The 20,843-nt window shown below is 62.5% G+C and carries 17 protein-coding genes and 1 pseudogene; 9 read left to right on the top strand and 9 right to left on the bottom strand.

Annotated features, from left to right (window positions below):
• The first annotated feature begins 330 nt into the window (after window positions 1-330).
• Window positions 331-1,269 (top strand): annotated as a pseudogene (locus QCE58_RS16370) (LysR family transcriptional regulator).
• On the opposite strand, the gene QCE58_RS16375 reads toward QCE58_RS16370, so the two are convergent.
• The 4 genes from QCE58_RS16375 to QCE58_RS16390 form a co-directional block, all read right to left on the bottom strand.
• Window positions 1,266-3,419 (bottom strand): FUSC family protein, encoded by a 2,154-nt coding sequence (locus QCE58_RS16375; RefSeq protein WP_250522512.1) that lies wholly within the window; start codon window positions 3,417-3,419, stop codon window positions 1,266-1,268. The pseudogene QCE58_RS16370 and the gene QCE58_RS16375 sit on opposite strands and share 4 nt — an antisense overlap.
• A complete protein-coding gene (locus tag QCE58_RS16380) occupies window positions 3,419-4,342 on the bottom strand; it encodes an HlyD family secretion protein (protein WP_250522511.1) in 924 nt (307 codons plus the stop codon). The genes QCE58_RS16375 and QCE58_RS16380 overlap by 1 nt, the downstream gene beginning before the upstream one ends.
• 70 nt (window positions 4,343-4,412) lie before the next feature.
• Window positions 4,413-4,892: a nuclear transport factor 2 family protein gene (locus tag QCE58_RS16385; RefSeq protein WP_250522510.1), complete on the bottom strand. Its 480-nt coding sequence runs from the start codon at window positions 4,890-4,892 to the stop codon at window positions 4,413-4,415.
• Between the two features lie 11 nt (window positions 4,893-4,903).
• Window positions 4,904-5,725 carry an alpha/beta fold hydrolase gene (locus tag QCE58_RS16390; protein WP_250437248.1) on the bottom strand — a complete coding sequence of 274 codons (822 nt, stop codon included), beginning with the start codon at window positions 5,723-5,725 and terminating at the stop codon, window positions 4,904-4,906.
• Between the two features lie 298 nt (window positions 5,726-6,023).
• Between QCE58_RS16390 and QCE58_RS16395 the strand changes: the two genes are divergently transcribed.
• The 3 genes from QCE58_RS16395 to QCE58_RS16405 are packed head-to-tail and all read left to right on the top strand — an operon-like array spanning window position 6,024 to window position 10,771.
• Window positions 6,024-8,366 carry an FdhF/YdeP family oxidoreductase gene (locus tag QCE58_RS16395; RefSeq protein ID WP_250522509.1) on the top strand — a complete coding sequence of 781 codons (2,343 nt, stop codon included), beginning with the start codon at window positions 6,024-6,026 and terminating at the stop codon, window positions 8,364-8,366.
• Complete coding sequence (locus QCE58_RS16400; protein ID WP_250522508.1) at window positions 8,359-9,765, top strand: cytochrome ubiquinol oxidase subunit I; 1,407 nt, start codon at window positions 8,359-8,361, stop codon at window positions 9,763-9,765. Before QCE58_RS16395 ends, QCE58_RS16400 begins: the two co-directional genes overlap by 8 nt.
• Before the next feature lie 16 nt (window positions 9,766-9,781).
• Window positions 9,782-10,771, top strand: coding sequence for a cytochrome d ubiquinol oxidase subunit II (locus QCE58_RS16405; protein WP_250456998.1), 990 nt, complete (start codon window positions 9,782-9,784; stop codon window positions 10,769-10,771).
• Window positions 10,772-10,850: 79 nt separating this feature from the next.
• Here the strand turns inward: QCE58_RS16405 and QCE58_RS16410 are convergent, their stop codons facing one another.
• Window positions 10,851-11,792, bottom strand: a complete 942-nt coding sequence (locus tag QCE58_RS16410; RefSeq protein WP_250437670.1) for an AraC family transcriptional regulator — start codon at window positions 11,790-11,792, stop codon at window positions 10,851-10,853.
• A gap of 252 nt (window positions 11,793-12,044) precedes the next feature.
• Here QCE58_RS16410 and QCE58_RS16415 point away from each other — a divergent pair, with 252 nt between their 5' ends.
• The 5 genes from QCE58_RS16415 to QCE58_RS16435 all read left to right on the top strand — a co-directional run bounded on the left by QCE58_RS16415 (window position 12,045) and on the right by QCE58_RS16435 (window position 17,221).
• Window positions 12,045-12,764 carry a FadR/GntR family transcriptional regulator gene (locus QCE58_RS16415; protein WP_250503917.1) on the top strand — a complete coding sequence of 240 codons (720 nt, stop codon included), beginning with the start codon at window positions 12,045-12,047 and terminating at the stop codon, window positions 12,762-12,764.
• Between the two features lie 100 nt (window positions 12,765-12,864).
• Window positions 12,865-13,632, top strand: a complete 768-nt coding sequence (locus QCE58_RS16420) for an SDR family oxidoreductase (RefSeq protein ID WP_008346633.1) — start codon at window positions 12,865-12,867, stop codon at window positions 13,630-13,632.
• A 13-nt stretch (window positions 13,633-13,645) separates the two neighbouring features.
• Window positions 13,646-14,965, top strand: a complete 1,320-nt coding sequence (locus tag QCE58_RS16425; protein WP_008346630.1) for an MFS transporter — start codon at window positions 13,646-13,648, stop codon at window positions 14,963-14,965.
• A gap of 3 nt (window positions 14,966-14,968) precedes the next feature.
• The gene (locus QCE58_RS16430; RefSeq protein ID WP_250522507.1) at window positions 14,969-16,216 is read left to right on the top strand and encodes an enolase C-terminal domain-like protein; all 1,248 of its coding nucleotides are present in this window, start codon (window positions 14,969-14,971) and stop codon (window positions 16,214-16,216) included.
• A 93-nt stretch (window positions 16,217-16,309) separates the two neighbouring features.
• A complete protein-coding gene (locus QCE58_RS16435) occupies window positions 16,310-17,221 on the top strand; it encodes a LysR family transcriptional regulator (RefSeq protein ID WP_008346626.1) in 912 nt (303 codons plus the stop codon).
• Here QCE58_RS16435 and QCE58_RS16440 read toward each other — a convergent pair.
• The 4 genes from QCE58_RS16440 to QCE58_RS16455 are packed head-to-tail and all read right to left on the bottom strand — an operon-like array spanning window position 17,212 to window position 20,839.
• On the bottom strand, window positions 17,212-18,135 hold the full coding sequence (locus tag QCE58_RS16440; RefSeq protein ID WP_309779883.1) for an SMP-30/gluconolactonase/LRE family protein: 924 nt from the start codon (window positions 18,133-18,135) through the stop codon (window positions 17,212-17,214). The two genes, QCE58_RS16435 and QCE58_RS16440, sit on opposite strands and share 10 nt — an antisense overlap.
• 16 nt (window positions 18,136-18,151) lie before the next feature.
• A complete protein-coding gene (locus QCE58_RS16445) occupies window positions 18,152-19,177 on the bottom strand; it encodes an ABC transporter substrate-binding protein (RefSeq protein ID WP_409014127.1) in 1,026 nt (341 codons plus the stop codon).
• A 50-nt stretch (window positions 19,178-19,227) separates the two neighbouring features.
• Window positions 19,228-20,070, bottom strand: a complete 843-nt coding sequence (locus tag QCE58_RS16450) for a fumarylacetoacetate hydrolase family protein (protein WP_008346620.1) — start codon at window positions 20,068-20,070, stop codon at window positions 19,228-19,230.
• A 13-nt stretch (window positions 20,071-20,083) separates the two neighbouring features.
• Entirely contained in the window at window positions 20,084-20,839 is a 756-nt protein-coding gene (locus tag QCE58_RS16455) for an SDR family NAD(P)-dependent oxidoreductase (protein WP_250522506.1), read from the bottom strand.
• Window positions 20,840-20,843 lie beyond the last annotated feature (4 nt).

The raw sequence follows: 20,843 nt of genomic DNA on the forward strand, positions 1-20,843 counted from the left end.
ACGTGGATTCAAACCGTTGAAAACAGAGCCAATCACACATCAAAAACACGACATCTGTATTTAGCCGGTGGTACGACATTTCAATTTTGCTTTGACATTGTTTGTAGGTCCCAAGTTCAAATGTCGTGTTTCTGCAAAGTACATATGCCACACCTGCAGCGTTTCGAGTTCAAGTTGATCTGTCTTCACCCTATACGCAAGGATGACCTGACTGTATCCACGACTGATGGCGTCGAGCGCGTTGCGAACGTATCGTGAGTCCATCGCGCGGCAGGAGCGCGCCTGAATCTTCAGCCCGGAGACAAAGCCGACATGGACAAGCTCTTCAGCATGCGTGTGTTCTCGCGCGTCGCCGAGACCGGCAGTTTCAGCGGCGTCGCGAAAAGCATGGATTGCAGCGTCGGAATCGTCTCACGCGCGGTCGTTTCGCTCGAAGACAGCTTGCGCACGCGGCTCTTGCAGCGCACCACTCGCCGCGTGTCCCTCACCGATAGCGGCGAACGTTACTACCAGAAGTGCAAGGAGATCCTCGCTCAGATCGACAGCGCCGAAGCCGAGGCAAGCGACGCCGCCACCGTCCCGCGTGGACGCCTGCGCGTGCATGCTTCGCCGGACCTGGGTCTCGCGCAGTTGATGTCGGCCGTGGTGGAATACCGGCGCGCGCATCCGCAAGTGAGTGTCGATCTGAAGTTGCTGCCGGGCATGCCGGATCTCGTGCACCAACAGTTCGACGTCTCGGTGCTGGCGGCGGCGGCGCTCCCCGATTCGGGCAACGCGTACAGGATCGTCGGGCGCTTCGAGCGTGTGCTCGTCGCCGCGCCCGGCTATCTCAGGCGTCACGCGGTGGAATCCCTCGGCGATTTGCCGACGCACGCGCGCACGCGCATCAGCGCGCCTTTCGGACACCCGTGAGACTGGCACTCGGAATTCGCCACGGACTCAGGCAGCAGAGCCGAAAACGACGGTCAGATCATGGTGAACGATGCACAAGCAATGCGCGCCGCCCTGCTCGCGGGCGCCGGCGTCGGTGCGATGCCGCACTACGTCGTCGCCGACGACATCGCGTCCGGGCGACTCGTGCGGGTCTTTCCCGATCACGCGCTGCGAACGGCGTGCGTATTTGCGGTCTATCCGTCGCGACAGCATATCGATGCGAAGACCAGAACCTTCGTCGAGTTGCTCGCATCCTCATTTCAGAACCGCTTCGACGCAGCGCCGCATTCCGCAGCGGGTCTCGCCTCGACCGTCGATCGCTTTGCTATTGCTTAGGCTTGCGTATAACTACGTAAAAAGGGCGAATCGACATCCATCAGCGCGCTACGCATGAAATGCAGCCGCGCGAGCAAGCTGCGCATGCGCAGGATCTCGTGGTCCGCGCCACGCATCGCTTCGATGCCGTGCATCGCGACTTCAATCTGGCTGTCGATCGCGCGAAGGCTCGCGTCGCGCGTGTTGTGCGACGGCGTATCGAGAAGTTGCATCAAACGCCGCATCGTCTCTTCCGTCGATGCGCGCCAGTCCGCAGCCACCATGCGAACCGCATCGACATCGCGACTATCGGTGCGAAATTCGATGGATGCGTGCCCCAGTTCCAGCACGACCAGAATCCACGAAAGCGCTTGACGATACTGTGCCGTTGGCTGCGGAAGCAGCGCGCGTATCTGAGCGATGAGATCGAACGTGCCCGACTGGAAGAGCTGCCTCGCGTCGTCGAGCGGCGCGGTGCATGCGACGTTCATCTGACGTCGCAGGTCGCGAGTCAACGCAGCGACGCGCCACGGCTTCTCGACAGGAAACACGAACGTCCATGCGACCGCACATGCAAGCATCGCGAGCGTAAGCGCGATGCCGCTATTCAACAGCGGCTCGGGTGCGTAACGGATGACGCGATCCGGTCCGCCGAGGATACAGAAGAAGATGCAGAAACTGAGGCCGAAGCCGGTGAACTTCGGTCTTGTCGCGAGGAATGCGCTGAGCCCGAGCAAGGGAGTGAGGACGAAGCACAGCAGTGGAAAGCCGTCGATCGCCGGATACACGTAGTCCAGCACCAGATACGCCGCGAGCGTCGATACAGCCGCGCCCGATGCCATCTGCAACGAGAACCGGATGGGTGTCGGCGAATTCGATCCCAACGCCGACACGGCCGCCGCGCCGATGATCGCGTAGCCGCCGGCGGGCCAGTCGCTCGACAACCACCAGGCGCCGATCGTTCCGAGCACCGCACACGTCATCAGGAACGTCACTGCGATCACGCTCGTGTTCGTGACAAAGACGCGCTTGATGTCCGACTCTTCGAAGACGTGCTTCTCGTAGACGAGCGATACATACGCGTCGGCATAGTACGTCCAAGACGACACGTAGTCAGACAGCAATTGAACGGCAGCATCGAAATCCATCAGTGCTTGCGCGCTCACGGTGCGCGCGAGTTCCTCGCGATCCGCTTCCGCCCGCGCGTTCAGACGCACGCCAAAAGCCGAGACGAGCGCGGCTCTGCGGCTGATCGTATCCTCATCGATCATTCCGGCATCGCGCGCGACGTCCAGCAAAGTCGCGAGTTCCGCGCAATAGGCGGCTACCACGTCGACCGCATGGCCACGACGCGTCGCCAGGAAACGATGCAGCGCATGCAGCCTCGTGCACAGATCCATGAACGCAGCATTGAGGCGCGCGAGACGACGAGAGCGCGATCGCACTTCGGGGTCTTCGAAAGAAGCGAATGCGCGCGTGGCTTCGAAGCCAATGACGCTGTCGATAAACTCGCCGTACTTCGTCAGGAAGCGTTCGTTGTCGATCTCGCCGCGCAACGCTTGCGCCGCGAACTTCGAGAACGATACGAAGCGCTCGCGACGGATATGTTTCAGCCGCGCGGACGACCATTGCGGCAACACGATCGCGCTGACCACCCCGCTACAGACGATGGCGAGCAACACGGCCGCCGAACGGTTCAGCGCGGCGATGAAGAGCCCGTTCGGATCGGTCACGCTGGGAATGCCGATAAGCGCGCTCGTATAGCCCGCCAACACGAACGCATACCAGCGGAAGGTGCGATAGCGCAGCGCGGCGGCGGTGCAGAGCGACACCCACAGCGTCAGCGCACCGATATAAAGCGGCGGTTGCTGCGGGAACAGCGCACCGAGCATGACCGCGACGATGGTTCCGATGATCGTGCCGACCATCCGGTAAAAGCTCTTCGACAGCACCATGCCGCTCTGCGGCTGCATCAGCACGAAAACCGTTGTCATCGCCGTGCGCGGCGTGGGGATGTCGAGCTTCATCGCGATGCCCATGGCGATGAACGCGGCAGTGAGTGTCTTTGCCAGATGCAGCCAGACGAGACCATCGGTCGCCGCCCAGTGAGCAAGCCCGAGGCGCAGCGTGCTGCGTTGCGTACGACGGGATTCGATCGCCGCGTTTCGCATTACAACGCACTCTGCACATGCGCGATGACTTCATTCGCATATCGAACGATATGCCCTTGTGATAGCCCACTGTCGACGACGACCGTGCATGTCGTCCCCGCCGTCAGCTCGACGCCCTCCGGCACGCTGTCGATGCCGATCCGCACCGGCACGCGCTGCGCGAGCCGCACCCAATTGAAGACGGGATCGACGTTCGCGGTGAGGTCCATGCTTTGCGGATTGTCGCGGTCATAGATGCCCCGTGCGATGCTTTGCACATGACCTCGCAGCAGCGTTCCACTCATCAGGCGGATCTCCGCCGCCCGACCGACCTTCACTTCCGGCAGCTTCGTTTCCTCGAAGTAACCATAGACCCAGAACGAGTTTCGATCGACCACCGCGAGCTTCGGCGTCGAAATGCTCGCGTAGTCACCCTGCCATGTGTTCAGGTTCGTCACGTAGCCGTCGACCGGAGAAACGACGCGCGTTCGCGAAAGATTCAGCTTCGCAGCATCGAGCGCGGCTAGCGCCTGGTCGTAGGCAGCCTTCGCGGCATCGGCCTGAAGGCCGGAGTTCTGCTTGACTTCGTCGGAGACGACTTCATTGTCGAGAGCCGCGCGGCGCTTCGCATCGTCGCGACGCAGTGCCAGTTCCGCCCTGCTCGCGGCGACCTTCGCCTCGGCCTCGGCGACCGCGATGCGGTAATGCGACGGATCGATCTGCATCAGAAGATCCCCTCTTCTGACGAACTGATTGTCGTGCACCGGCACGCCGACGATCATGCCCGATACATCGGGCGCGATCGTGACGACATCGGCATGCACGCGGCCGTCGCGCGTCCACGGCGCATCCATGTAGTGATCCCACAAGGTCTTGCCGATGAACGCGGCTATCAGGAAGAGCGCCATTGTGGCAAGTACGCTCCAGACTCGCTCGATTTTCATTGCGCTCTCTCGTCGATCGCATAGGGAATGCGACCCCGCACCGCGTTGCCCGGCGCGCGGCCTCTTCTGCTCAGAGCCCCAACTCGCTGAGCCCCGGATGATCGTCCGGTCTTCGGCCAAGCGGCCAATGAAACTTGCGTTCGCTTTCAGCGATCGGCACGTCGTTGATGCTCGCATGACGATGTCTCATCAGACCATCGAAGCCGAACGCCCAGTTCTCGTTGCCATAAGAACGGAACCAGTTGCCCGCATCGTCGCGCCATTCATAAGCGAAGCGCACGGCGATGCGATTGCCGCCGAACGCCCACAGCTCCTTGATGAGGCGGTAGTCCATTTCCTTGCGCCGCTTTCTGTCGAGAAACGCGCGCACGTCCTCGCGGCCGTGAACGAACTCCGCCCGATTGCGCCATTGCGTGTCGAGCGAATAGACGTGCGATACGCGATCGGGGTCGCGCGAGTTCCATCCGTCTTCGGCCTGACGCACTTTCTCGAGAGCCGTCTCGCGCGAGAACGGTGGAAATGGAGGGTGAGATTCCGGAATGTCTTTCATGGCTCTCACCATCACTTGCGAATGAACGCGAGCAGTTGCTCGTTCACGATATCGGCATGCGTTGTGCAGATGCCGTGCGGCGCGCCGGGAACGACGACGAGCGTGCCGTCGGGGACGATCTTCGCGGAGAGCTTGCCGGAGTCGTCGAGCGGCACGATCTGATCGGCGTCGCCTTGCAGCACCAGAGTCGGCATCGTCATCTTCCTGAGGTCTTCGGTGAAGTCCGTTTCCGAGAATGCCTCGATGCAGTCGTAGGCGCTCTTGATCGAGCACTGCATGCCCGCGAGCCAGAACCAGTCGATCGTGCCTTGCGAAGCGTGCGCGCCTTCGCGATTGAAGCCGAAGAAGGGCGTCGCCAGATCCTTGAAGAACTGCGAGCGGTTCCCGATAACGCCCTTGCGGATATCGTCGAAAACGGAAAGCGGCAGGCCGCCGGGATTGGCCTCCGTCTTGAGCATCAAGGGCGGCACCGCCGAGATCAGCACGGCCTTCTTCACGCGCTTCGTGCCGTGACGGCCGATATAACGGGCGACTTCCCCACCGCCCGTCGAATGGCCGATGAACACGGCGTCTTGCACATCGAGGTGATCGATCAGCTCCGCGAGGTCGTCCGCATAGCGGCTCATGTCGTTGCCGGCCCACGTCTGGCCCGAGCGCCCGTGGCCGCGTCGATCGTGCGCGATCACTCGATAGCCACGCTCGGCGAGATACATCATTTGCGCGTCCCACGCGTCCGCGTTGAGCGGCCAGCCGTGCGACAGGACGACCGGCTGGCCCGAGCCCCAGTCCTTGTAAAACAGTTCGGTTCCGTCTTTCAGTGTGAATGTGGCCATTGCAATAGCTCCTTGAATGCTCGATCAGGCGCGCCGCTCATGCAGTCGATGTTCGGCACGGCGCGTAACGCGGCGGGTCCGTCGCGTAGGGAAGGAGTATTCACGGCCATCGAAACCCGGTCTTTTCGATGCAACCGGTGTTTTAGCGTATGCACGGCGATGGCGAAGCGGCAACGCCCGCTTTCGCAATTCGTGCGGATCGCAAACGGCCCGGCTTTTATGCAAAACCCCTCGTATGCGAACGACGATCATCACGTTTACCAAACCAACGAATGGCATTGTTTGCGAGGCGAAGGAAATGAGCGAGAAGAAAGCGATACGCATCTATAGCGAGCCTGCGGGCGGCTGGGGTGCATTGAAGGCCACCGGCGAGGCGCTGAAGATCCAGGGCATTGCCGTGTCGGGCGCGCAGACGCTGCTGCGCATGAACCAGCCGCAAGGCTTCGACTGCCCCGGCTGCGCATGGCCCGATCCGAAACATACTTCGTCGTTCGAGTTCTGCGAAAACGGCGCCAAGGCGGTTGCATGGGAGGCCACCGCGATGCGCTGCACGCCCGAGTTCTTCGCGCAGCACAGCGTCTCCGAGCTTGCGGCATGGAACGATTACGACCTCGAGATGGCGGGCCGTCTCACGCACCCGATGGCCTATGACCCGGAATCGGACCGCTACGTGCCGATCGAATGGAACGATGCGTTCGCCCTCGTCGGCCGTCAACTCAACGCGCTCGAACATCCGGATCAGGCGGACTTCTACACGTCCGGCCGCGCGTCGAACGAAGCAGCGTTCCTGTATCAGCTCTTCGTGCGCGAATTCGGCACCAACAACTTCCCCGACTGCTCGAACATGTGTCACGAGGCGACCAGCGTGGGCCTGCCGCAATCCATCGGCGTCGGTAAAGGCACTGTGCTGCTCGAAGACTTCGAGCATGCGGACGCGATCTTCATCTTCGGTCAGAATCCCGGCACCAACAGCCCGCGCATGATGAGCGACCTGCACGCCGCAGCCCGCCGCGGTGCGAAGATCGTGTCGTTCAATCCGTTTCGCGAGCGCGCACTGGAACGCTTCGCATCGCCGCAAAATCCGGTCGAGATGGCGACGCTCGGTTACACGAACATCAGCTCGTTTCTCTATCAGGTGCGCGTGGGTGGCGACGTGGCCGCGCTCAAGGGCATGATGAAGGCGATCGTCGAAGCCGACGATGCCGCCCTCGCCTGCGATCAGCCGCGCGTGCTCGATATCGAGTTCATCGAAGGCCATACGCACGGCATCGAAGCGCTGCTCGCCGATCTGCGCGCGACGCCGTGGGACGCGATCGAACGTCACGCAGGACTCACGCGCGACGAGATCACGAACGCGGCGAACATCTACATGCGCGCGAACAATGCGATCCTTGTTTACGGCATGGGCATCACGCAGCATCGCCGCGGCACGGAGGCAGTGCAGCAGATCGCGAACCTCGCGCTGTTGCGCGGCAATGTCGGGCGGCCGGGGGCGGGCATCTGTCCGGTGCGCGGACACTCGAACGTGCAAGGCAATCGCACGGTCGGCATCACGGAGAAGCCGAGCGCGCAACTGATCGCGGGCATCGAGCGCGCGTTCGGCTTCACGCCGCCGCCCACGCATGGCAACGATGTAGTCGCCACGCTCGAATCGATGATGCGCGGCGAAGCGAAGGTCTTCATCGCGCTGGGCGGCAATTTCGCGGCGGCGATTCCCGACTGGGAACGCATGCAAAGCGCGATTCGCAAGCTGAATCTGACGGTGCATATCGCGACCAAGCTCAATCGCAGTCATCTCGTACATGGCAAGGACGCGCTGATACTGCCCTGCCTCGGCCGAACCGAGATCGACATTCAGGCGGACGGGCCGCAGTCGATCACCGTCGAGGATTCGATGTCGATGGTGCATGCGTCCGCCGGGCGCAACGATCCCGCATCGCCGTATTTGATGAGCGAGCCGGCCATCGTGGCGGGCATGGCGCGCGCCACGCTCGGCGAGAAGTCACGCGTGCCCTGGGAGCATCTCGTCGCGAGCTATGACCGCATCCGCGACGCGATCGAGATCGTCTTTCCGATCTTTCAGGCGTACAACGCGCGCATTCGCGTGCCGGGCGGCTTCCATCTGAGCTCGCCGGCGCGCGAGCGCGTGTGGGACACGAACACCGGCCGCGCGAATTTCCTCGTGTTCGACGGTCTCGATGAAGATCCCGCGCAGGACGATCCCGAAGCGCTCTCGCTCACGACGATGCGCAGCCACGATCAGTACAACACGACGCTCTATTCGCATTCGGATCGCTATCGCGGCGTGTTCGGTCAGCGCGACGTGGTGTTCATGAACGCGCGCGAGCTGGCGAAACGCAAGCTGCGTGCGGGCGATCGCGTCGATATCCGGGCCATTGCGCAAGACGGTATCGAGCGCGTCATCCGCAACTTCAAGATCGTCGAGTACGCGCTTCCCGACGGGTGCTGCGGTGCGTACTACCCGGAAGTCAATCCGCTCGTGCCGCTTCATGCGTTCGACCCGCAAAGCCGCACGCCTGCCTACAAGTCGGTGCCTGTCAAGGTCGTGCGTAGCGGCGCTGTCGACGATTACGCCTCGAGCCCCACCGATCAACGACACGGAACCGGACATCATGCTTGATCACCTACTCGACCTGTCGCGCGCGCAGTTCGCGATGACCGCGATCTTCCACATACTCTGGCCGATTCTCACCATCAGCCTTTCCGCGTTTCTCGTGCTCGTCGAAGTGCTGTGGATCCGCACCGGCGACGTTGCGTATTACCGGCACGCGCGTTTCTGGAGCAAGCTGCTCGTGCTGAACTTCGCGGTCGGCGTCGTGAGCGGCATTCCGATGGAGTTCCAGTTCGGCACCAACTGGGCCGGCTTCTCGCAGTTCAGCGGCCAGTTCATCGGCAATATCTTGGGCTTCGAAGGCGCGATGGCCTTCATGCTCGAAGCAGGTTTCATCGGCGTGATGCTGCTCGGCTGGGGACGGGTGTCGCGCGGCGTGCACCTGTTCGCCACGTCGATGGTCGCGCTCGGCTCCAGCACCTCGGCGTTCTGGATCATGGTCGCCAACTCGTGGATGCAGACTCCGGCGGGCTATTCCATCGTCGACGGAAAGATCGTCGTGACGGATTTTCTCGCGGCGATCTTCAACCCCGACATGGTCTGGGGCGTGGGGCACATGTGGGTCGCGGCCATCGAGACGGGCATGTTCGTCATCGCCGGCATATCAGCGTGGAATCTCTACCGGCGGCGTCATCCGGAGTTCTTCGTGCGCTCGTTTCGTCTCGCGCTGCTGGTGCTGGTGTTCGTCGCGCCCTTGCAGATCTGGCTGGGCGATTCGAGCGGCGTGAGTGTGTTCGAGACACAACCTGCGAAGGGCGCGGCCATCGAAGGGCACTGGAAGACGAATGCGCCGGGCACAGGCGCGTCCTGGTCCCTGCTCGCCTGGCCGGACCGGGAGGCGCAACGCAACGACTGGTCCATCGAGGTGCCCGGCATGCTGAGCGTGCTCGGCACGCACTCGCTGCACGGACAGGTGAAAGGACTGACCGACTTCGCTCGCGACGATCAGCCGCCCGCACTGCCGCTGCTCTACTACGCGTTCCGCGTCATGGCGGGCATCGGCTTCGCGTTCATGCTGCTTGCGTTCTGGACCGCGTATGCGCTGCGCAAGACGCGCGGAAAGCTCGATGCGCTGCTCGCCCGGCGCAAGCTGTTGCTCGCGTGGGTGCTCTGCATCCCGTTGCCCTACGTGGCGGTGGAAGCGGGCTGGATCGTGCGCGAAGTCGGCCGGCAACCGTGGGTCGTGTACGGCTTGCAGCGCACGCGCGATGCCGTCTCGTCAGTTCCGGCCTCTTCGGTCTCGCTCAGCATCGCGATGTTCCTCGCCTTCTACGCCGTGCTGCTGTTCACGTTCTTCGTGCTCGCAAGACGCTGGCTGCGCGCCGGCCCCGATCTGGACATCATGCCGCCCGCCGCGATGGCCGGCGAGACGGCTCGATCGAAAGCGAACGCCGTCACCGGTTACTGAACTCAGGAGTCTGCAAATGGATAGTGCCGTTCATACGATGCTCGCCGATACATGGTTCGGCCTGATCGGGCTGATGCTCGTCTTCTATGTCGTCACCGATGGTTTCGATCTCGGCGTCGGCATCCTCACGCTGCTGCGCAGGCAGTCCGCCGACCGCGATGTCATGGTCCAGTCGATCGGTCATGTATGGGACGCCAACGAAACGTGGCTCGTCGTGCTGGGCGGCGCACTGTTCGGCGCGTTTCCCGCCGCCTATGCGCTGCTGATGGAGCATCTCTATTTGCCCGTCATGGCGCTGATCGCGGGATTGATCATGCGTGGCGCCGCAATCGAGTTTCGTCATAGCGTGGATCAGGGTCCGCTCTGGGACAAGGTGTTCGGCATCGGCAGCCTGATCGCGGCGCTCTCGCAGGGCGTCGTGCTCGGCAAGGTCATCACGGGGCTCGCGCCCGGCAAGGTGGCGCTCGCGTTCGTCGTCGTCACGGCGATGGGCGTCGTCGCGGGCTACTGCCTGCTCGGCGCGACCTGGCTCGTCGGGAAGACCTCGGGCATGGTCGAGCAATGGGCGCGCAGGATGTCCCTGCTGAGCGCGATGTTCACGGTGGCCGCCGCCGCGCCGCTCACGCTGGCGACGTGGTTCAGGAGCGATATCGGTCATGCGCGGTGGTCGCAACCGGGCGTCATGCATCTGCTGATCGTGCTCGCACTCGGCGCCGTGGCCGCGTTGGCGTTCATCATGGCATCGCTCTATCTCGGCAGTTCGCGCGGGCCGTTCCGCGCATCGGTAGCGCTCTTCGTGCTGTCTTTCGCGGGACTGGCGATCAGCGTGTTCCCCGATTTCATTCCGGGCAAGCTGGGCGTTCTCGAAGCCGCTTCCGACTCGCCGACGCTCGCGTTCATGCTCATCGGCATCGGACTCGTCTTTCCGGTGATGATCGGCTACAACCTTTATCAGTATCACATCTTCCGCGGCAAGCTCGCGGGCGGCGCGCACGCGGGAGAGTGAACGATCTTCGTTGATGGACACGAAAACGCCGCCCTGGGGCGGCGTTTCATTGAAGTCGCGCCATTCGATCGGAAAGCGCTCATGCCGCGTCGAGCGTCGTCTGCCAGTGCTTCGGCGTCGCGCCGACGAGACGCTTGAAGACCGTCGTGAAGTGCGCCTGCGAGCGGAATCCGCAGGAAAGCGCGACATCGAGAATGCTGTGCTTCGAGGTGCGCAAAAGCGCCTGCGCGTGATCGATGCGCTTTTGCAGCAGGTATTCGTGCGGGCGCATGCCGGTGGCGCGCCGAAATTGCGCAGCGAAATGCATCCGTGTGAGTCCGGTGCTCGCGGCGATGTCGGCCAGGCTGATGTTGTCGGCCAGATGCGATTCGACGAACTCCGATACGCGGTTGATGCGCCATTGCGGCAGCGCCGAAGGCTCGCGTCCGCGCACGGCCGGCGCCGAGAAATGACGCGCGACGAGCCGCGACACGATTGCACAAGCGACGCTGTCGATGAACACTCTGCCAGGCGCCGCGCCTTCCGTCTTGCAGACGGCGAGCGCTTGTCCCAGACGTTCGAGCGCGGGATCGCGTATCAGCTTCGGATCGCCGAGCACGATGTCGCCCGCATGCGGCCGCTGGAACAGATCCTCGTAGCATTCCGCCAATGCCCGCTGCGGCACGAAGAGATGCAGCACATCCATCGCGGATTCGAACACGGCCGAGACGCGCGTCGCGGGCGCGGTCACTTGCACCACGCCGGCCGGCACGCGCCCGTGCAGCAGCTTGCGGCCCGCATGACGAAAGATCAGTTGCGCGCACCGGAGATTCAGGCTGACGCAATGATGCGTGCCGCTGCCTTCGTTGACGGCTTCGAGCGGCGCTTCGCCGTGATGCAGCCAGCGAGACATTGCCATTCGCTCGGACTGCGCATCCGCTGCGGGCTGCAGCACGCGCGGGCTTGGGCTGCGCCATCGGTCTTCGAGTTCGATCAGGGGCGCGCGCGGCGTCCCGGCTTGCGAAAGCAGGTCGAGCGTCATGATGTTTCCTTCTCTTGCTTGGATCTGACGGCGTGCCGAGGACCGGCACAGCGATGACTCAACGTTAAAGAAACGGAACCGGCCCGCCTAGCCGTACAAAAGGTTGACTGCCCCGCCGAATGGTTGAGCCGACCTATATCAAGGTTTGATGCGCGCGTCCGGCAATGCACTTGCACCGGGTCAACCCCGATTGTTCCAATGAAAGATCGTCTGCTACCTTCCAAATCATACGTATGATCTAGAGCGAGCTGAATGCCGACCTTGCACAGGCAAGTCCTCAATCAAATGGGCGAACAGATCTGCGCGGGCAAATTCGCGCCCGGCGACATCCTGCCGGCCGAAGGCGAACTCGCCGAACTCATGCAGGTGAGCCGCATCACGATTCGCGAGACGATGAAGTCGCTGTCCGCGAAAGGCATGCTGCAGGTGCGGCGCCGTCACGGCACGATCGTGTTGCCGCGCTCGCACTGGCAGTTGTTCGATCCCGACGTCATCACATGGCGCGCACGTTCGGGCGTGGTCGATGACGACCTCATCCGCGACCTGATGGAACTGCGCACGATCATCGAGCCGAATGCCGCGAAGCTCGCGGCGAAGCGCGCGACGCCCGAGGACCGCATCGCGTTGCGTCGCGCATTCGAGGCGATGGAGCGCGCCGTTGCAGGACAAGGCGAATACGTGCCGGCGGACCTCGCGTTCCACGGTGCGATTCTCACGGCATGCCACAACCAGTTTGTTCAGCAGATGCAAAACGCGCTCTCCGCAATTCTGCGCACGAGCTTTGAGTTGAGCTCGGAGATCGAGGGCGGCCCCGCCCGCTCGCTGCCGATGCACGAAGCGTTGTGCATCGCGATCGAACAAGGCGATGCACATGCGGCGGAGCAAGCCGTGCTCACGCTGATCGAACGCGCGGAAAAGGACTTCGACGATCGCGCGGCGCTTGCCCGCACCGTGAACGACACGCCTTCATAGCAATACATCATCGTTTGGCAACCAGGAACGCAGCCTCGCCAAAGAGGCTGCGCGGACGCGCTCGCGTCGACGTTTCGACCGCATCACATAAGGAACACGCATGAACAAGTTGTTCGATCTCAATGGCCGAACGGCCCTCGTCACGGGTTCGGCACGCGGCATTGGCTACGCGCTCGTGGAAGGACTGGCGAGGGCGGGTGCGCGCGTTATCGTCAACGGCACGAAAGCCGAAACCGTCGATGCCGCTGTCGGCCGTCTGCAGGCACAAGGCTTCGACGCACGCGGCCGCGCATTCGACGTCACCGATGAAGCGTCGGTTGCCGCTGCGTTCGCCGCGTGGGATGCGGAGGGCATCGAAGTGGATATCGTCGTGAATAACGCGGGCATTCAGTTCCGCAAGCCGATGATCGAGCTCGCGCTCGCCGACTGGCAACGCGTGATCGATACCAATCTGACGAGCGCATTCATCGTCGCGAAGGAAGCCGCGCGTCGCATGATCGAGCGCAAGCGCGGCGGCAAGATCATCAACATCGGTTCGCTTACGAGCGAAGGCGCGCGCGCGACCGTTGCGCCTTACACGGCCGCAAAAGGCGGCATCAAGATGCTCACGCGCGCCATGAGCGCCGAATGGGCGTCATTCGATATTCAGGCGAACGCGATCGGCCCCGGCTACATCCTGACGGACATGAACCAGGCGCTCGTGGATAACGCGGACTTCGACAAGTGGGTCAAGAACAGCAATCCGTCGCAACGCTGGGGCAAGCCGGAAGAGCTCGTCGGTACGGCGGTGTACCTCGCGTCGGCTGCATCGAGCTATGTGAACGGGCAAATCATTTACGTCGATGGCGGCTGGCTCGCCGTACTCTGACATCGGAGACATCATGGACAACATCAAAACGGTCGCACCGCAAAGATGGTGGCATCTCATGCCGATCATCTTCATCACGTACAGCCTCGCTTATCTGGATCGCGCGAACTACGGCTTTGCGGCGGCCGCGGGCATCGACAAGGATCTGGGCATCACGTCGGCGACCTCGTCGCTGATCGGCTCGCTGTTCTTCCTCGGATACTGCCTGTTTCAAGTGCCCGGCGCGATCTACGCACAGAAGAACAGCGTCAAGAAGCTGATCTTCGCGAGCCTCATCTTGTGGGGCCTATGCGCCGCCGCGACCGGCATGGTGAGCAACATTCCGACGTTGATGGCGCTGCGCTTCATCCTCGGCATCGTCGAAGCGGCGGTGATGCCGTCCATGCTCATGTACATCAGCCGATGGTTCACGCGCACGGAACGCTCACGCGCGAATACGTTCCTCATTCTCGGCAATCCGGTCACGGTGTTGTGGATGTCGATCGTGTCGGGCTATCTCATTCGCAACTTCGGCTGGCGCGAAATGTTCGTGATCGAAGGCGTGCCCGCGATTCTGTGGGCCATCGTGTGGTGGTTCACGGTAAAGGATCGTCCCGCCGATGCCCCTTGGATGAGCGACAAGGAGAAAGCCGATTTCGATGCCATCCTCAAGTCCGAGCAGGCGCATATCGCGCCGGTGCGGGACTACAAGGCGGCGTTCCGTTCGTCCATCGTGCTCAAGTGCTGCGCCATTCACGCGTTGTGGAGTATCGGCGTATACGGCTTCATCATGTGGCTGCCGTCGATTCTGAAGTCGGCGTCGAAAACGATCGATATCGTCTCGGTCGGCTGGCTCTCCGCCGTGCCGTATCTCGCGGCCATCGTTTTGATGCTGCTCGCATCGTATCTGTCCGATAAAACGCGCAATCGAAAGCTCTTCGTGTGGCCGTTATTGTTGATCGGCACGGTCGCGTTCGTGGGTTCGTATCTCGTCGGCACGTCGAATTTCTGGCTGTCGTTCACGTTGCTCGTGATCGCGGGCGCCACGATGTACGCGCCTTACGGACCGTTCTTCGCGCTCGTCCCCGAGCTGATTCCGAGCAATGTGCTCGGCGGCGCGATCGGTCTCATCAACGCGTGCGGTGCGCTCGGCGCCTTCCTCGGCGCGTGGCTCGTCGGCTATCTGAACGGTGCGACGGGCAGTCCTTCCGCATCGTATGTGTTCATGGCCGCGGCGCTGCTCGCGTCGGTCGTCCTCATGATGCTGGTGCCCGCGCAGACCGGCCAGCGCTCGACACCCAAGGGAGGCACGGGCAGCAAGTCCGATTCCGTGACTTCTCTTCTCGTGAAATAACTCATGGCAACGCCCATCACCGACGTCAAGGTCATCCTGACCGCGCCTGAAGGCATCAATCTCATCGTCGTCAGGGTCGAGACGAATCAGCCCGGCTTGTATGGGCTCGGCTGCGCGACCTTCGCGTACCGGCATCTCGCGGTCAAGTGCCTGATCGAAGATTACTTGCGGCCCTTGCTGATCGGGCGCGATGCCGAGGCGATCGAAGAGCTCTGGCAATTGATGCATCAGAACGCGTACTGGCGCAATGGACCGATCGAAAACAACGCGATCTCGGGCATCGATATGGCGTTGTGGGACATCAAGGGCAAGCAGGCGAACATGCCGCTGTATCAGTTGTTCGGCGGCAAGGTGCGCGAAGGCGTGCCGATCTATCGTCATGCGGATGGCCGCGATCTCAACGAACTCTGCGACAACATTCAGCGATATCGCGAGCAGGGCATCACGCATGTTCGCTGTCAAAGCGGCGGATACGGCGGCGGCGCATTCGGCCGCGCGCCATCGAATGCGCCGGAAGGCGCTGCGGACGGCATTTACCTCGACAGCCGCAAGTACATTCGCGACACGCTCAAGCTGTTCGATGGCATCCGCAGCAAGATCGGCTTCGATGTCGCGCTGTGCCACGACGTGCATGAGCGTCTGAAGCCGGTGGAGGCGATTCGCTTCGCGCGCGAGCTCGAGCCTTTCGAGTTGTTCTTTCTCGAAGATGCGATCGCGCTCGAAGAAGGCGAATGGATGCGCCAGTTGCGCGAGAAAACCACGACGCCGCTGGCGCAAGGCGAGCTATTCAACAATCCGTATGAATGGCGCTTTCTGATTACGGAGCGGTTGATCGACTTCATTCGCGTGCATCTGAGTCAGATCGGCGGCATCACCGCGGCGCGAAAACTGCAGATCTTCGCCGAGCAATTCGGCGTGCGGACAGCCTGGCATGGTCCGGGCGACATGTCGCCGCTCGCGCACGCAGCGAACATTCATATCGACCTTGCGTCGCGTAATTTCGGCGTGCAGGAATGGTCGGGCACCGAGCCGCCGAACTTCGTGATTCAGGAACTGAAAGGTCCGCGTGAGGCACTGCTCGATGTGTTCCCGGGACTTCCTCAGTTTCGCAACGGCTTCGTTCATGCCAACGAAAAGCCGGGCTTGGGCGTCGATTTCGATGAGCGTGAAGCGGCGAAGTATCCGTGCGAGCGTAACGTCACGCTATGGACGCAGACGCGCTTGATGGACGGCGGGTTGCAGACACCCTGACGGCTGCGCTCGATTGACTTCCTGCCGGCTCCATGGCTATTCTCGCGTCATGAAAACGTCGCGGCGCGAGCGATCGCGTCCCCGGAGATTCACTTGCGCTTCGACCTCCAATCGCTGAAGCTTTTCGTCGCCGTCTGCGAACACGGCAGCATCGCGCGGGCTGCGGAATTCGAGAACATCGCGGCTTCGGCGCTCAGCAAGCGCATGTCGCAGCTCGAAGACATCCTCAAGACGGCGTTGTTCGTGCGTAGCAACAAGGGGCTGGAATTGACCGTCGCGGCGGCAGCACTGCTGCAACACGCACGGACGCTTCTGCGCGACATCCAGCAGATGGAAAGCGAATTGCTCGACCACGCGGAAGGCGTTCGCGGTCAGATCCGGCTACACGCCAGCCTCTCCACCATCGTCCAGTACATCGCCAAGGATATCCGCGATTTCCTGGATCTCCATCCAGCTTTGCGCATCGACCTTCAGGAGAGCCTGAGCCCTGCTGTCGTGCGCGCCGTTTCCGAAAACACTGCCGATATCGGCGTGTTCGGCGGCACCACGGTAACTGCCGGCCTGCAGGTCTATCCGTACCGAAGCGACCGCCTCGTGGTCATCATGCCGCCCGATCATCCGCTGGGCCGTGCCGGCCGTCTCAAGTTTCGCGAGGTGGCGCGATATCCGCTCGTGGGGCCTCAGGAAGGAAGCTATCTGAATTCGCTGGTGTTGCGCGCGGCGGCAGACCTCGACCATCCGCTCAAGCTGTCTATCCGGGTCAATGGCTTCGAGCCGGTGCGCAGCATGGTCGAAGCGCGCCTTGGCGTGGGACTCGTGCCCGAGCATCACGCCGAGCGCTACGTCAGCTCGGCGCCGCTGGTTGCTGTCCTGCTGGACGAACCGTGGGCCGAGCGGCACTGGAAAATCTGCGTGCGTGAGGCGGAGTCTCTTCCCGCACCCGTCCAGCTCTTCCTCAAACACCTGCTCGCAAGCGCGCAGCAGCAGCCCGGCAATCACGAATAAGCTAGCCTCAATCCGGGTTCCGGCCACGACAGCACACCCAGACGCCCGGTGCCGGACATCGTGACATACGCTGTCTTCATGTCGGCGCCTCCGAAGCAGATGTTCGTCACCATGCCGTCGGGGACCATGACTTGCCGCATCACCTCGCCGGTCGGCGCGACCACGGTGATGCAACCCGTGACGAGCGTCGCTACGCAAATGTTTCCTGCCGCGTCCACGGCCAGGCTGTCGAATCGCTGGTAGCCCGGAAGCCCGCACACGAGACGTCCGCCGTGCGGCGATGGATACGGATGCTTGCGCGCCCGGCCGGGTTCCTCGAGGTCGAACGCCCATAAGCGCGCCGTTTCTGTTTCGGCGACGTAGACCACGCGATCGTCGGGCGACAGACCGACGCCGTTCGCGGTAGTAAGCGGATACGCGACTTCGACGATCATCGACCCGTCGGCTCGCGCGTAATACAGACCCGCGTGATCGCGATCGCGCAGCCGGTTCTTGCCGAAATCAGTGAAGTAAAAGCCGCCTTCGTGGTCGAACACGATGTCGTTCGGCCCGCACAGCGGATGATCGCCGCAGCGCTCGTAGAGCGTCGTCAGCGTGCCCGTGCGCGGGTCGAACCGTTCGATCCGCCCACTCGTATAGCCTGGATGGATACCCGGCCGAGTGCGATTGAGCCCCGCAACGGTACGGAACAGGAATCCCCCGTTGTTGCAGATGTAGAAAGCGCCGTCCGGACCCACAGCGAGACCGTTCGGCCCTCCGCCTGTTTCCGCAACGACGCTCACGCAGCCGTCGACGGATACGCGGCTGATCGTCTCGCGCTCGATTTCGACCAGCACGACCGAGCCATCGGCCATCGCCACCGGGCCCTCGGGGAACATCAGGCCCTCCGCCAGGATGCGGATGTCGCTCTCCATGTCTGGTCTCCTCGGTTCAACGCTTGTCCGCATTCTCGACGAAACGGTTGTCGTATGTGGCCTTCAGGTCGATCGATGCTTTGCCGATTTCGGGATCGAATGCGGTCAGGACATCGTGTACGGTATGCGCGGCGGCGTCCGTCATCAGGCCGTCGCGCGAAATGCAGCTTCGCATGTTGGTGTACGCACGAGCGAAGACATCCTTTTCGGCCAGCGCATATTGCTGCGGCACGGCGGCGGCGACCTGTTCGGGCGTTGCGTGCGCCATCCAGCGCTCGGCCTCGACGATCGCATTCGTCACCGCTTGCACGGTATTCGGATACTTGACGAGAAAATCTCTCGTCGTGTACATGGCCGCTTCCGGATAGTCGCCGCCCAGTGTCGCGCGCGTGCCGGCCGGGTCTCGCATCACGGCCAACGGAAACAGATCGCCGCTGCCCTGCAGAACGGTGGCGACCGGGTCGTTGCTCATCAACGCGTCGATCTGACCGCTGCGCGCCGCAGCGATCGCTCCGGCAGATGAACCCACGCCGATGATCGACACGTCGCCGGGCTTCAAGCCGGACTTGCTCAGCAGATAGTTCACGCCCATATGAAAGCTCGATCCGGGCGAACTCACGCCGATACGCATGCCTTTCAGGTCCGCATAAGTCTTGACCTTGTCGTGGCTCGCGCGCGTCGCACCGAACACCCATCCGGGGCACGAGGCCAGCGTCACGAACGAGACCAGCTTCTGCCCCTTGGCGGCCATGGTTATCGTATTGGAGTAGGCGCCTGCCACGATGTCGGCACTTCCGCCCATCATCGCCTGCAGAGCCTTGGCGCCTCCGCTGAACACGCCGATCTCGACATCCAGCCCGGCCTGTTTGAAGTAGCCCCGGCTGTCCGCAATGACGAACGGCAGGTAAGGAAAGCCGACGCCCGCCGCCGCCAGATGCAGCTTCGGCTTCTCCGGCACAGGCGCGCCGCTCGCGGCCGATGCAGTCGAGACGGCAGCGAAGATTGCCAATGCAATGGAAACCTGACGCCAAAGCGCTGTCACGATAGTTTGTCTCCGTCGAATATTTCTCGCGCGACCGTGCCACGAAGCGTTCAACCCTGCACGACGTTCTGGCGCTGCTGCCCGAGGCCCTCGATGCCTAGCGTCACGATATCGCCCGCCTTTAGATAGACCGGAGGCTTCTGCCCCAGGCCGACTCCGGGCGGCGTGCCCGTGGAAATAATGTCGCCCGGCTGCAATGACATGAACTGCGACAGGTATGAAACCAGATATCGCACGCCATACACCATGGTGACCGTACTGCCGTTCTGATAGCGATGTCCGTTGACTTCCAGCCACATCGGCAGCGTCTGCGGGTCGGGAATTTCGTCCGCGGTGACGAGCCAGGGCCCGGTCGGACCGAACGTATCCGCCGACTTGCCCTTGGTCCATTGGCCCTGACGCTCCGCCTGAAACGCGCGCTCGGACACATCGTTGATGACGCAATAGCCCGCGACATGGTTCATCGCATCGGCCTCGCCGACATACTTGGCCGTCGTGCCGATGACCACGCCCAACTCGACTTCCCAGTCGGTCTTGAGCGAGTCGCGCGGAATCTCGATCGAGTCGTTCGGACCGACGATCGCACTCGTGGCCTTCATGAAGATGATCGGCTCCGGCGGCACCGTGGCGCCGGTTTCCGCTGCGTGGTCGGAATAATTCAGGCCGATGCAGATGAACTTGCGCGTGCCGCCCACGCAGGGGCCCAGACGCGGATTGCCTTCCACGCGCGGCAACGACGCAATGTCCAGCGCTTTCAGGCGTGCGAGGCTATCCGGCAGCAGAGCGTCGCCGGCGATATCGGCAACATGGTTCGACAGGTCACGGATATGTCCATCGGCATCGAGAAGGCCCGGCTTCTCTTCGCCCGGTGAACCGTAGCGCAACAGCTTCATATGTATGCTCGCTTCAGTAGGTGGCGCGACCGCCGGACAGATCGAAAACCGCTCCGGTGGTGAAGGAATTTTCTTCGCTGACGAGCCACGCGATCATCGCCGCGGCTTCATTCAGTTCGAGGAAACGGCCCCGCGGAATCTTGCCCAGCATGTACTCGATATGCTCGGGCGCCTGCTCCATCGCGCCGGGCGTGCGCGCAACGGCCGGTGTCACGCAATTGACCGCGATGTCGTGACGTGCCAGCTCCTTTCCCAGCGACTTCGTCATTGCGATGACCGCGGCCTTCGCCGAGCTGTAGGCCGCCGCATTCGGATTGCCTTCCTTGCCGGCGACCGAAGCGAGATTGACGATACGGCCGTAGTTCTGACGGACCATTTCCGGGACCACCGCACGGCAGCAATGGAACGTGCCGTTCACGTCGATCTCCATGACCTGTTTCCAGATATCGATCGGATAGTCGATCAGAGGCGCATTCGGGCCGACGATCGCCGCGTTGTTGACGAGGATATCGATATGTCCCATCGATTCCAGCGTTGCCGCGACAGCCGCTTGCACGCTCGCGTAATCGGCAATGTCGACGCGCTCGAAGCGAACGTCGTGCCGGCGCAGTTGAGTACGGGCCTGCTCGATGCCAGCAGGATTCACGTCCCAGACCACGAGTCGCGCACCGGACTCGAGCAGCCGGCGGCCGACTTCGAGACCGATGCCTTGGGCGCCGCCCGTCACGACAGCGACGCGGTCCGCCAGATTGATTGTGTTCGTCTGCAATTTA

Source organism: Caballeronia sp. LZ028, from assembly GCF_031451415.1.
GTDB lineage: Bacteria > Pseudomonadota > Gammaproteobacteria > Burkholderiales > Burkholderiaceae > Caballeronia > Caballeronia zhejiangensis.

Bases quoted from the DNA above. Each gene is read 5' to 3' on its own strand.
- QCE58_RS16375 (WP_250522512.1), bottom strand. From the start codon at position 3,419: ATGCGAAACGCGGCGATCGAATCCCGTCGTACGCAACGCAGCACGCTG.
- QCE58_RS16380 (WP_250522511.1), bottom strand. From the start codon at position 4,342: ATGAAAATCGAGCGAGTCTGGAGCGTACTTGCCACAATGGCGCTCTTC.
- QCE58_RS16385 (WP_250522510.1), bottom strand. From the start codon at position 4,892: ATGAAAGACATTCCGGAATCTCACCCTCCATTTCCACCGTTCTCGCGC.
- QCE58_RS16390 (WP_250437248.1), bottom strand. From the start codon at position 5,725: ATGGCCACATTCACACTGAAAGACGGAACCGAACTGTTTTACAAGGAC.
- QCE58_RS16395 (WP_250522509.1), top strand. From the start codon at position 6,024: ATGAGCGAGAAGAAAGCGATACGCATCTATAGCGAGCCTGCGGGCGGC.
- QCE58_RS16400 (WP_250522508.1), top strand. From the start codon at position 8,359: ATGCTTGATCACCTACTCGACCTGTCGCGCGCGCAGTTCGCGATGACC.
- QCE58_RS16405 (WP_250456998.1), top strand. From the start codon at position 9,782: ATGGATAGTGCCGTTCATACGATGCTCGCCGATACATGGTTCGGCCTG.
- QCE58_RS16410 (WP_250437670.1), bottom strand. From the start codon at position 11,792: ATGACGCTCGACCTGCTTTCGCAAGCCGGGACGCCGCGCGCGCCCCTG.
- QCE58_RS16415 (WP_250503917.1), top strand. From the start codon at position 12,045: ATGCCGACCTTGCACAGGCAAGTCCTCAATCAAATGGGCGAACAGATC.
- QCE58_RS16420 (WP_008346633.1), top strand. From the start codon at position 12,865: ATGAACAAGTTGTTCGATCTCAATGGCCGAACGGCCCTCGTCACGGGT.
- QCE58_RS16425 (WP_008346630.1), top strand. From the start codon at position 13,646: ATGGACAACATCAAAACGGTCGCACCGCAAAGATGGTGGCATCTCATG.
- QCE58_RS16430 (WP_250522507.1), top strand. From the start codon at position 14,969: ATGGCAACGCCCATCACCGACGTCAAGGTCATCCTGACCGCGCCTGAA.
- QCE58_RS16440 (WP_309779883.1), bottom strand. From the start codon at position 18,135: ATGGAGAGCGACATCCGCATCCTGGCGGAGGGCCTGATGTTCCCCGAG.
- QCE58_RS16450 (WP_008346620.1), bottom strand. From the start codon at position 20,070: ATGAAGCTGTTGCGCTACGGTTCACCGGGCGAAGAGAAGCCGGGCCTT.